This window comes from Antrihabitans cavernicola (assembly GCF_008297975.1).
Lineage (GTDB): Bacteria > Actinomycetota > Actinomycetes > Mycobacteriales > Mycobacteriaceae > Antrihabitans > Antrihabitans cavernicola.
Genome location: NZ_VLNY01000006.1, coordinates 101,234 through 112,701 on the forward strand (window position 1 = coordinate 101,234; position 11,468 = coordinate 112,701).

The 11,468-nt window shown below is 63.4% G+C and carries 11 protein-coding genes and 1 pseudogene; 8 read left to right on the plus strand and 4 right to left on the minus strand.

Annotated features, from left to right (window positions below; translation table 11 throughout):
• Positions 1-8: 8 nt before the first annotated feature.
• Positions 9-605: pseudogene (locus FOY51_RS14425) on the minus strand (cysteine hydrolase family protein); the annotation flags it as partial.
• Positions 606-843: 238 nt separating this feature from the next.
• Here FOY51_RS14425 and FOY51_RS14430 point away from each other — a divergent pair.
• The 5 genes from FOY51_RS14430 (at position 844) to FOY51_RS14450 (ending at position 4,208) form a co-directional block, all read left to right on the plus strand.
• Complete coding sequence (locus FOY51_RS14430) at positions 844-1,032, plus strand: DUF417 family protein (RefSeq protein ID WP_187776322.1); 189 nt, start codon at positions 844-846, stop codon at positions 1,030-1,032.
• 75 nt (positions 1,033-1,107) lie between these two features.
• Complete coding sequence (locus FOY51_RS14435; RefSeq protein ID WP_149430947.1) at positions 1,108-1,515, plus strand: TOBE domain-containing protein; 408 nt, start codon at positions 1,108-1,110, stop codon at positions 1,513-1,515.
• Positions 1,512-2,315, plus strand: a complete 804-nt coding sequence (gene modA, locus FOY51_RS14440; protein ID WP_149430948.1) for a molybdate ABC transporter substrate-binding protein — start codon at positions 1,512-1,514, stop codon at positions 2,313-2,315. The genes FOY51_RS14435 and modA overlap by 4 nt, the downstream gene beginning before the upstream one ends.
• The gene (locus tag FOY51_RS14445; RefSeq protein WP_149431141.1) at positions 2,315-3,121 is read left to right on the plus strand and encodes an ABC transporter permease; all 807 of its coding nucleotides are present in this window, start codon (positions 2,315-2,317) and stop codon (positions 3,119-3,121) included. The genes modA and FOY51_RS14445 overlap by 1 nt, the downstream gene beginning before the upstream one ends.
• A 13-nt stretch (positions 3,122-3,134) precedes the next feature.
• Positions 3,135-4,208, plus strand: coding sequence for a sulfate/molybdate ABC transporter ATP-binding protein (locus FOY51_RS14450; RefSeq protein WP_149430949.1), 1,074 nt, complete (start codon positions 3,135-3,137; stop codon positions 4,206-4,208).
• On the opposite strand, the gene arsB is transcribed toward FOY51_RS14450, so the two are convergent.
• Positions 4,111-5,634 (minus strand): ACR3 family arsenite efflux transporter, encoded by a 1,524-nt coding sequence (gene arsB, locus FOY51_RS14455; RefSeq protein ID WP_187776341.1) that lies wholly within the window; start codon positions 5,632-5,634, stop codon positions 4,111-4,113. The genes FOY51_RS14450 and arsB overlap by 98 nt on opposite strands.
• On the minus strand, positions 5,625-6,011 hold the full coding sequence (locus tag FOY51_RS14460) for an ArsI/CadI family heavy metal resistance metalloenzyme (RefSeq protein ID WP_149430950.1): 387 nt from the start codon (positions 6,009-6,011) through the stop codon (positions 5,625-5,627). Before FOY51_RS14460 ends, arsB begins: the two co-directional genes overlap by 10 nt.
• Positions 6,012-6,108: 97 nt before the next feature.
• Between FOY51_RS14460 and FOY51_RS14465 the strand changes: the two genes are divergently transcribed.
• Positions 6,109-6,468, plus strand: a complete 360-nt coding sequence (locus FOY51_RS14465) for an Rv2640c family ArsR-like transcriptional regulator (protein ID WP_149430951.1) — start codon at positions 6,109-6,111, stop codon at positions 6,466-6,468.
• On the opposite strand, the gene FOY51_RS14470 is transcribed toward FOY51_RS14465, so the two are convergent.
• A complete protein-coding gene (locus FOY51_RS14470) occupies positions 6,469-7,989 on the minus strand; it encodes an HNH endonuclease signature motif containing protein (RefSeq protein WP_187776323.1) in 1,521 nt (506 codons plus the stop codon).
• 139 nt (positions 7,990-8,128) lie between these two features.
• Between FOY51_RS14470 and FOY51_RS14475 the strand changes: the two genes are divergently transcribed.
• Complete coding sequence (locus FOY51_RS14475; RefSeq protein ID WP_149430953.1) at positions 8,129-9,721, plus strand: FMN-binding glutamate synthase family protein; 1,593 nt, start codon at positions 8,129-8,131, stop codon at positions 9,719-9,721.
• Positions 9,722-9,743: 22 nt separating this feature from the next.
• Positions 9,744-11,468: a thiamine pyrophosphate-dependent enzyme gene (locus FOY51_RS14480; protein WP_149430954.1), complete on the plus strand. Its 1,725-nt coding sequence runs from the start codon at positions 9,744-9,746 to the stop codon at positions 11,466-11,468.

Consider the following 11,468-nt stretch of genomic DNA (forward strand, 5'->3'; position numbering starts at 1 on the left):
ATATCGACAACGCCGATCGAGCGTGCGTCGGCCAGGCGGTCCGGCGTCACCTGAGACGTCGCGTCCGTGACGGCGACAACACGGTAGTCGCGTTCGCTGGCATCGAACATGCTGGCGCGCGGGCAGTTCGGGAAGTTGCAGCCGGCGAACACCACGGTGTCGACCCCGTTGTCTGTGAGAAACTGGTCGAGCGGTGTCCGGTGGAATGCGCTCCAGCGAGGCTTCCACATGATGAATTCGTGGGGCCCGACCTGCTGCATGTGACCGGACAGGAGGTCGTCGGTGGCGAGCGCCGCTGCGCCGTCGGGCAGCAGTGACGATGGAAGTTCCGCGCCCGCACTGTCGCGACGGACGACGGGAGCGCCGTCGTCGCTGATCGCCTTACGACGCACCAGGTCGACATCGGCGCCGTCGTAGATGCGAATGGCATGCACGATCGGACGGCCTGCGCGCCGGTAAGCCGACACGAGTTGAACCAGGGTGTCGAGAACCGCCGTCGTACCGGCGATGGCGGCCGATCCAGCGTCCAGAAAGTCGTTCTGGACGTCTATCACCACGAGTGCGGAGGTCGTGTAGTTGGGAGCGATATACGGGTCGGCTGCCATGGCTGTGAATTATTGCGCGCCGATGCGATGGCTGCCATCGAATTGTGACGGAGCGATGACGTGCGGCCGCGGAACCTGTCGGTGCGGAAACTGCGGACCTACAGTGGATTTCGACCCCGGGGACCTCATTTTGTGACCACTTCCAGCGGATAGGTATCACCATGCGCACCTCACATCTCGTATCCAACTCAGGGTTCGTGATCGCCCGGGTCGGACTGTTCATCACGATCCTCTGGCTGTGCTGATTCTCGCGGGATTGTTCAACGCCGTCGCTGGACTTGCGGGCGGGGTGCTCGCCATCGGAACGTTCGTCGTGACGATCTCGTTTCTCTTCACCTCGACCGACTACGCGCATACGGTCCCATTTCTGTCCCCGGTCGGAACATTCATCATCAAGGACGTGGTGCTCCTCGGTGTCGCGAGCTGACCATTGGTCGGACGGTCCGCACATGCGGGCAGTTCGGCTTGTCGTGTCCGTATTCGGGAACATAAGATTGCCTGCGTGCCGATGATTCGGATCCGCGATGCAGCAGAACTGCTTGGCGTCAGCGACGACACCGTGCGCCGGTGGATCGACAACGGAACATTGGCCGCAGACAAGGACGACGCCGGGCGCAAGGTGATCGACGGCAAGTTGCTCGCCGAGTTCGCTCGGAACAATGCCGAGCCGGTGCCAGCCGATCCGCTCGGCGTCGGCAGCTCGGCGCGCAACCGCTTCGTCGGTCTGGTCACCAAGGTGATCAGCGACAAGGTGATGTCACAGGTCGAACTGCAGTGCGGTCCCTTCACCGTCGTATCGCTGATGAGTACCGAAGCTGTCCAAGAGTTGAAGCTCGAGCCCGGCAGCATTGCCGTTGCCGTCGTCAAGGCCACGACCGTGATCGTGGAAACACCTGGAGGTACTTCGTGAAACTCTCCATCGTTGCCGCCTTTGTCGGCGTCGCGTCGCTCTTACTGGCCTCCGGGTGCAGCTCGTCCGACGACTCCGCTGCCGCAACGTCGTCTGCGGTGGCGCCGTCGAGTGCGGCCGCGGCGTCAGGCAACATCACGGTGTTCGCGGCGGCATCGCTGAAGGCGACATTCACCGATATCGGCAAAGAGTTCGAGGCCGAGAACCCTGGCAGCACTGTTGCATTCAGCTTCGCGGGATCGTCGGATCTGGTGGCCCAGCTGACCCAGGGCGCACCGGCAGATGTCTTCGCCTCCGCGGACACCGCCAACATGAAAAAGGCGACCGACGCCAGTCTGGTAGTCGGATCGCCGATCGACTTCGCCACCAACACGTTGACGATCGTGGTGCCGCCCGGAAATCCGAAGGGCATCAAGACGTTCGCCGATTTGGCACGCCCCGATGAGCAGGTCGTCGTGTGCGCCCCACAGGTGCCCTGCGGATCGGCAACCAAGAAGGTCGAGGACGCCACCGGTACCCAGCTGAAGCCGGTCAGTGAGGAGTCGTCGGTCACCGATGTGCTGAACAAGGTGACGACGGGTCAGGCCGACGCGGGCTTGGTGTACGTCACCGACGCGGCCGGTGCGGGGGACAAGGTGACGTCGGTTCCGTTCCCCGAATCGTCGGGAGCCGTCAACACGTATCCCATTGCCACCTTGAAGGATTCGGCACATGGCGAGGTCGCGAAGAAGTTCGTCGATCTCGTCACCGGCGAGAAGGGCAAGGCGATTCTCGCGAAGGCGGGATTTGCCGCACCGTGATGCTCAGGCGTCGGGCAGGTAGAGCGCCGGTCGGACTGCCGACGTGGATCTATCTGCCCGCCGTCATCGGCATCGCTTTCGTCGTTCTTCCGCTTGTCGCCATGTTGGCGAAAGTCGACTGGACCGACTTTTTCGGACTGGTGACATCCGAGTCATCCATCGCCGCATTGAAATTGAGCTTGCGAACCGCGGCAGCGAGCACGCTGTTGTGCGTGGTGTTCGGCGTCCCCATGGCAGCCGTGTTGGCGCGTAGCAACTTTCGCGGACTGAGAGTGTTGCGTTCGTTGATCCTGCTGCCACTCGTACTACCACCCGTTGTCGGTGGCATTGCACTGCTCTACACCTTCGGGCGTAAAGGTTTGCTCGGCGAACGACTGGAAATGTGGGGAATTCATATCGCCTTCTCCACCACAGCAGTCGTTCTCGCGCAAACCTTTGTGGCGCTGCCCTTTCTCGTGGTCAGCCTCGAAGGCGCGATGCGCACCGCGGGCCGCAGATACGAGTCGGTCGCCGCCACGCTCGGTGCCCGACCGACGACTGTGCTTCGTCGGGTGACACTGCCACTCGTCCTGCCTGGACTGTTGTCCGGTGCGGTGCTCGCTTTTGCGCGGGCCTTGGGCGAATTCGGCGCGACGCTGACGTTCGCGGGCAGCCTGCAAGGAGTCACGCGAACCCTGCCGCTGGAGATCTACCTGCAGCGTGAGACGGATGCCGATGCGGCGGTGGCATTGTCGTTGGTGCTGGTCGTGGTGGCGGTGGTGATCATCGTCGCCGTGCGCGGTCGTGGTTCGGTGAGCACGCTGTGATGAGGCAAGCGCTGTGACCGGGCTGCGCGTCGGTGCGGTCGTGCGCGATCGCGACGTCGACGTGGAGTTCTCAGTCGACGAGGGCACCGTCACCGCGATACTCGGTCCCAATGGCGCGGGAAAGTCGACGATTCTTTCGGTGATTGCCGGACTGCATCGTCCCGATGCCGGTCGGGTGGAGTTGAACGGGCGGGTGCTGACAGACGTCGAGTCCGGCGTTGCGGTGGCCCCACACAAACGCGGTGTTGCGTTACTTGCCCAGCAGGCATTGTTGTTTCCACACATGACGGCCGCAGCCAACGTTGCGTTCGCTCCACGCAGTTCGGGTGCCAGCCGTCGGGTCGCATCGGCGGCTGCCGATCGATGGCTGGCGGCTGTCGATGCGTCCGCATTGGCGAATCGCAAGCCGGCGCAGCTGTCGGGCGGTCAGGCGCAGCGAGTTGCGGTTGCCCGGGCGTTGGCAGCGGAACCTGCGCTGTTACTTCTCGACGAACCGATGGCCGCTCTCGACGTATCGGCAGCACCTGCACTGCGAACCTTGCTGCGACGGGTATTGCGAACCGAAAGCCGCACAGCGGTTCTCGTGACGCACGACGCGCTGGATGCGTTGGCGCTCGCCGATCGGGCTGTCGTCCTCGACGGCGGTCGAGTCGTGGAGCAGGGCGAGGTCCGCCAGCTGTTGGCGCGGCCCCGGAGCGCGTTCGCGGCGCGCATTGCTGGGATCAATTTGCTCAGCGGCACCGTTGTCGACGGTGGCGTGCTGACCGGTGGGGGCGTAGCCGTCGCAGGTACCGTTTCCGAGGCGCTCACGGCGGGCTCCCGTGCTGTCGCGATTTTCGGCCCCGGCGCCGTCTCGGTGTACGCCGAGCTGCCACATGGTAGTCCGCGCAACCACTTTCGCGTGACCATCGCCGAGATCGAGAACCGTGGTGACCTGGTTCGGTTGCGTGGCGAAGACGAGGCAGGCGATCCGGGATTGATGGCCGACGTCACGCCCGCCGCTGCGGCTGATCTGGACCTGGTTCCCGGGAGTCGGGTGTTCTTCGTTGTGAAGGCGAGAGAAACGGCGTTGTACCCGGCAGAGTGAGTTGTGCACAGAGCTCGTCGACGCGGCGGCCGATGTCGTCGCGTACCAATCGCATTCGTTCGATACCTTCGATCCCGCGTTCGGATGGCTCGTCGGTGTTCCAATTGACCGCCTCGACGCCGTCGACCCGTGCTTCTCGGCCAAGCGTGACAACTAGGTCGACACCGCGAAGCAGTCGTGGATCAATGGGTTTCGGCCACTCGTTGCTGATGTCGATGCCCAGCTCGCTGAGCGATTCCGCTGACTGCGCGTTGGTCGCAGTGCCCGGATGCGTTCCTGCCGAATAAACGTCGACCTTGTCACCGGCTCGTTGTCGCATGAGAGCAGCGGCCAGCTGCGACTTGCCTGCGTTCTTGACGCAGACGAACAACACCGAGGGCTTTCGGCGCTTCCGCAGGGACAGCGAGACGTAGACGAGCGCGACCAGCACGGGGACCTCGATCAGCGGACCGACCACACCCGCGAGCGCCTGACCCGACGTCGCGCCGTAGGTAGCGATCGCGACGGCAATGGCGAGCTCGAAGTTGTTGCCCGCGGCGGTGAATGCGAGTGTGGTGGTGCGCCGGTATCCGAGACCGAGCGCGGTACCGAGTGCGTAACCGCCACCCCACATGATCGCGAAGTAGGCGAGCAGCGGCAGCGCAATGCGTATCACGTCGAGCGGCTGCGAGGTGATCCGATCGCCCTGCAGCGCAAAGAGAATCACGATTGTGAAGAGCAATCCGTACAGCGACCACGGGCCGATTCGCGGCAGGAACGCCGACTCGTACCAGTGCCTGCCCTTGGCCCTCTCGCCGACTCGGCGAGACAGAAAACCCGCGACCAGCGGGATGCCGAGGAAGATCAGCACCGACTTTGCGATCTGCCACGGCGAGGTCTGAATCGTCGTCTGTGCCAGCCCGAGCCAGCCGGGAAGCAATGACAGGTAGAACCAGCCGAGTACGGCGAACATGACGACCTGGAATATCGAGTTCAGCGCAACCAGCACGGCAGCGGCTTCGCGATCACCGCAGGCCAGGTCGTTCCAGATGATCACCATGGCGATGCAGCGCGCAAGGCCGACGATGATCAGCCCGGTGCGGTATTCCGGCAGATCGGGGAGCAGCAGCCAGGCCAAGGCGAACATCAAGGCAGGCCCGAGCACCCAATTGAGAATCAGCGAGCTGACGAGGAGTCTACGGTCGCCGGTGACGGACTCGAGGCGGTCGTAGCGCACCTTCGCCAGCACCGGGTACATCATGATCAGCAGGCCGAGTGCGATCGGCAGGGAGATCCCATCGATCTGGATCTTGTCGATTGCGACGTCGAGGCCCGGCACCAGTCGGCCGAGAAGCAGCCCGACCACCATCGTTGCGCCGATCCAGATGGGCAGCAGGCGGTCGAGGGTCGACAGTCCGCGGACGACGGACGGTGCGCTCACGCGCAGGCGCCGGGGGTCTCGGCGTCCGCGAGCACCGTGTAGATCTCCCACCGCTCACCGGCAGGCCCTGTCGCCCAGACTTTGTCCTGCTTGGCATAGCAGCAGGTGGTGCTGATCTCTTCCGAGTCGGCGAGATCGACGGCGCGTAGGCGCTTGGTCTCGCTGGCCACTGCAGCACTCGACTCGACCTCGACGCCCAGGTGGTTGATGGTGCCGCCGCGTCCGGCGTTCTCGAACAGCACGAGCTTGAGCGGCGGATCGGCGACGGCGAAGTTGGCGTAACCCGGCTTGGTTTTGCTGGGCTTCATGTCGAAGAGCGTCGAGTAGAACTCGACGGCCTTGTCGAGATCATCGACGTTGAGCGCGAGCTGAATGCGTGACATGGCAACCACCACCTGTGAGACATATGTCGAATACCTGACTTCATTAGGAGTACTCCACCTATTTGACATATGTCAAGAAGGTGCGGACGATTGATGTGTGCCCAAGACGCTGCCGGTAGTCGATATCAGCTCGCCGATCTGCTGCGCGCCCGTGGCTGCAGGCCCAGTGAGCGACGACGTAGCGATCGAGGTTGCACTGCGACTCAAAGCACTTGCCGATCCTGTTCGGGTGCAACTACTTTCACTACTGCAGGCCAGCACGGCAGATGAAGAATGCACGTGCGTGCTTGCCGAAGCGCTCGAATTGTCGGAATCGACGATCAGCCATCACCTCGGCCAACTGCGCAAAGCCGGTCTGGTGGAATCGAATCGGCGTGGGATGAACGTCTTCCATCGTCCCCTCCGCGAGTCGCTGTCGGCGCTGGTCGCGGTGCTGGATCCGAACTGCTGCACATAGTCACCTGTGCGCAGGCAGGGTGAATCCGTGCTGCCCGAGTTTACTGATTGCGTGGATGATGTTGTCGCGCAGCATCTCGTAGAACCAGAACTTTGCTGTCTTGAGTTGGTGGTGATTGAGGCACAGGCATTGCAGGTTCGCGAGGATGGTCCAGCCGCCCGACTCTGGGTGGGCATGCAGGTACGCGACGAGGTGATCGATCTGGCAGTCTTCGGCGGGCACGGTGCAGCCGGGGTGCCGGCAGGTGCCGTCGCGTAGTCGGACGACGGCGGCGAGTAGTTCACTCGGACGGTAGGTCAGTGCGCCGGGCGGCGGTTTCGTGAAGCCACCATGTCCGTCAGGGAAGTCAGGTTGCGCGAGGTCGGGGTTGCCGCGGTAGCGGTCGAGAATTGCGTTGAGTTCCTTGCTGCGAGTGCTGGAAAGGTGACTCGTGCTCGGTGGAAACACGGTGCCGGCGTTCAGTTTCGGGCTCCTCGTCACTATTGTGGCCGCCGAGTTGTCCAAACCCGCGTTCGGTGATGGTGGTGCCCACAGATCGCGGCATCGGACAAGTTCTTCGGGGTCCTCGGCAAGCAAGCGTTCGAACTCGTCGTCGTTGGATTCGTCGTCGTCGAATGCTTCGGCGGCGTGGATCAACGCTTGCCAGGTTGCGTCTTCGGCAAGGTCACGCAGGGTGGCGGGGTCGATGGCGCCGTATCCGGCCAAATAGCCGGGGTTCTTTCCGAGGCCGAGGAGAGTGTCGAGGCTGCACATCACGTTCAGTCGCACATCAGGACGCGCATCGGCCTCGGTGGTTGCGGTCTTTTCGCATCCGCATTCACAGCGCAACGTAGTGCGACCGCGCAGGATCGCCAGGTACGCGTCGACGCGGAGTTGCCGCAAATCGCGCGGGTCCCGAGGGCATACCGTGCGCACCATGTGGTTGATCAGGTCGTTGACCTCTGCAGCTTCGGCGGCGGTGACGGTCGCATTCACGTCGGCCATGCCATGCGCGCGCCGTCGGGTCGACACGGCACGCGCTTTGCGTCCGCGCTCGTTTGAGCGCTCGGTTGCATCCGGGTCGGTCTCGAGCAACAGCCTGTCGATCTCGTCACCCAACGGCCGGGTCGCCAACCGCTGCGCTGCGGTGACTATGGCCGGTTCGATCAAGCGCAGCACGTCCGGTGGCGCACCCGCCGTGTGGGTCAAGATGGTGCGAATCTTGCTCAGTGGAATCACACCGTCGTCGAAGGCGTCGGTGACATACGGGAAACGATGCAGCGTGAAGCTGATTCGCAGCCATTCCGCGACCACGTGATAGGTCGTCGCGAGAGTCAGTGCGATCTCGGCGATCGCGGACCGCCCTGCCATGTCGGTGTCGAAGCGGGCATCGAGCGAAGCAGCACGATAGGTGGTGCGCGATTCGAAGAACTCTTTCACCATCGCCAGCTTGCGGGCGTCGGCCGCATTGCCGGCCCGTGACACATCGACGATGCCAGTGAGCATCGACCGCTCTGCTTCCAACACCGCCGATTCGCTCATGTGTTCTAGTGTACAAAAAGGGTCCGACAGTGATGCTGTCAGAACGGGCATCGGCGACGATCGTCTGCGCGGCGCTTCAGCCCGGCCTGTGGATGCGGTGTAGTACTGGGAAGAGGCCATCGTCGATAAAGGGGTAGTCGTGCTGAGGTTCTTCGTGGTCGCGTTCGTGGCTGTGCTGGTTGTCGCGGTGGGTGTGGTGGCCACGATCGGATCGTGGGCGTGGTGGGTGCTGTTCCTGATTCTGGCCGTACTCCTGGCAACCGCGATCTTCGACCTCACCCAGCGCAAGCACTCGATTCTGCGCAACTATCCCGTTCTCGGGCACATGCGGTATTTCCTGGAGAGCCTGCGTCCGGAAATTCAGCAGTACTTCGTCGAGCGCAACTTCGACGGACGGCCGTACGACCGCGATGTGCGAACGGTCATCTACGAGCGCGCCAAAGGCATCCACGGCGAGCAGTCCTTCGGCACCGAACGCGACCTCGAGGCCGTCGGCTACGAGTTTCTGACTCACTCCACCGCCCCTGTGCCGCAACAGGATCCGATTCCGCGGGTGCTGATCGGCGGGCCGGATTGCACCAAGCCGTACGCGATGTCTCTGCTGAACGTGTCGTCGATGAGCTTCGGTGCACTCTCCGCCAACGCGATTCGTGCGCTCAACAAGGGCGCGGCGATGGGTGGTTTCGCCCACGACACCGGCGAAGGCGGCCTCACGCCGTATCACCTCGACGGCGGCGGCGACGTGATCTGGGAAATCGGCTCGGGCTACTTCGGAACACGAACGCGCGAAGGGAAATTCGATCCGGATCAGTTCGCCGACAAAGCCGCTCACGATCAGGTGAAGTGCTTGTCGCTCAAGCTAAGTCAGGGCGCAAAGCCGGGTATCGGCGGCGTCCTCCCTGCTGCGAAGGTGAGTGCCGAGATCGCCGAGTTCAGAGGTGTGCCGCCCAACGAGAAATGCGTGAGCCCAGCCGCGCACACCGCCTTCACCACCCCGCGCGAACTGATCGACTTCATCGCTCGGATGCGTGAACTGGCAGGTGGTAAGCCCACCGGATTCAAGCTGTGCGTCGGGTCCCGTGTGGACGTGCTGGCCATCTGCAAGGCGATGGTGGAGGTCGGGACGACCCCAGACTTCATCATCGTCGACGGTGCGGAAGGTGGAACTGCCGCAGCGCCACTGGAATACGAGGATCACGTCGGCCTACCGCTGACGGACGGACTGATGACGGTCCACAACGCCCTGGTCGGCACCGGGCTGCGCGACAGGATCAAGATCGGTGCCAGTGGAAAGGTCGCGGCAGGCAACGACATCGTCAAACGGCTGATCCAAGGCGCGGATTACACCAATGCGGCGCGCGCGATGATGATGGCGATCGGGTGCATCCAGGCGCAGAAATGCCACACCAATCAATGCCCCGTCGGGGTGGCGACGCAAGACCCCAAACGTGCTCGGGCGCTGGATATTGCGGACAAGAGCATGCGGGTGAAGCAGTACCACGAGGCTACGGTGGCGCAGGCAATCGAGATGATGGCGTCGATGGGTGCCGCTACGCCGCAGGAACTGTCGACGCACATGCTGCGCAAGCGGGTGTCACCCACGTTGTCCGCGTCGTACGCGGAGCTCTACGAATGGTTGAGCCCCGGCGAATTGCTGGCCGAGCCGCCGCAATCCTGGCTCGACGATTGGAAATCCGCGAATCCGGATACCTTCCGAGCAGTCCGCGCTTGACCACCGACCCGAGGGAGACACCATGAGCACGGTCGCCGAGTCCATTGTCGATGCCCTTGCGCAGCAGGGTGTCACGCACATCTTCGGTGTGGTGGGCGATGCCTTGAATCCGCTGACCGACGCGATTCGTCGAGACGGGCGTATCGAATGGGTCGGTGTGCGTCACGAGGAGACCGCGGCCTTCGCTGCTGGTGCCCAAGCGCAGCTGACGGGCAATCTCGGTGTCTGCGCCGGAACGGTGGGACCGGGATCGATTCATCTCCTGAACGGGCTGTACGACGCCAAGAAATCGCACGCCCCCGTGCTGGCGATCTGTGGCCAGGTGCCCACCGCCGAGTTGGGCAGCGACTACTTCCAGGAAGTCGACAACGACGCCCTTTTTCGTGACGTCGCCGAAGTGGCGACGACGATCACCAGCGTCGGCCAGATGCCGAGGGCCTTGGAGCGCACGGTGAACGCCGCGATCGCACGTCCCGGCGTTGCGGTGCTGACGATTCCCGGCGACATCGGTGGATCGAAGCTTCCGCACGGTAGCGCTGCTCCGCGGTTTCTCCCCGTTGCGCCGACATCGATTCCCGGTCGCGTCGAACTCCGCACCACCGCCGACGCGCTGAACGGAGCCAAGGCGGTCACTCTGCTGGTGGGGATCGGCGCACGCAACGCGCGCGACGAGATCTTGCAACTGGCTGAGCAGCTGTCCGCGCCGATGTTGTTGACGCTGAAGGCAAAAGAAGGGCTGGAGCACGACAATCCGTATCAGATCGGTCAGACCGGGCTCATCGGCAACCCGGCAGCCGCACTCGCGCTGCAGACCTGCGACGTGCTGTTCATGGTCGGAACCGACTTTCCCTACAGCGACTTCTATCCGACCGGTAAGACCGTGATCCAACTGGACGCGCACGGCGAACATATCGGTCGACGCACCGATGTCGACATCGCGCTTGTCGGGGACAGCGCTGCGGCACTGCGGGAATTGCGGCCGCTGCTCGACAAGCAGTCGTCTGACGGCCATCTCAGCCATGCGCAGAAGGAGTACCAAGTCTGGAAGGACCTGCAGCTGCGGCTTGCGGACCCCGCCCACGACCGGAAGTTCCTGGGCCGCGTACGTAAGCATCTGGACAACCCGGACGAGTTGATTCGGCCGGAAGTGGTTGCGGCAGCGATAGATCGGCATGCGGACGACGACGCGATCTTCACCTCCGACACCGGGATGTCGACGGTGTGGCTCTCGCGCTTCGTCGGTATGCGCGGAACCCGCAGGCTCATCGGGTCGTTCAACCTGGGCTCGATGGCGAACGCGATGCCGCAGGCGCTGGGCGCGCAGATGCTCGACCGGGATCGACAGGTTGTCGCCTTCTGCGGTGACGGCGGCCTGATGATGTTGCTGGGTGATCTGCGAACTGCCGTCACCTACGACCTGCCGGTCACCCTCGTGGTGTTCGACAACGGCAGGCTCGGCATGGTCAAACTGGAACAGGAGCAGGGCGGGCTCCCGGAATTCGGTACGGTGCTGGACAATCCGGACATCGCGGCAGTCGCGCAAGCGATCGGTCTGGAGGCGCACCGGGTGACCAAGCCGGAAGACCTGGAGGCCGCTGTGCAACAGGCGCTTGCGTCACGCAAACCGGTGCTCCTCGATGTGCTGACCAATCCGGAGGAGATTTCGGTACCGCCGAAGCCGACGGTAGATCAGGCCTGGGGATTCGCGATCGCGAAGGTCAAGGAAAGTTTGGCAAGTCGGGAGTGA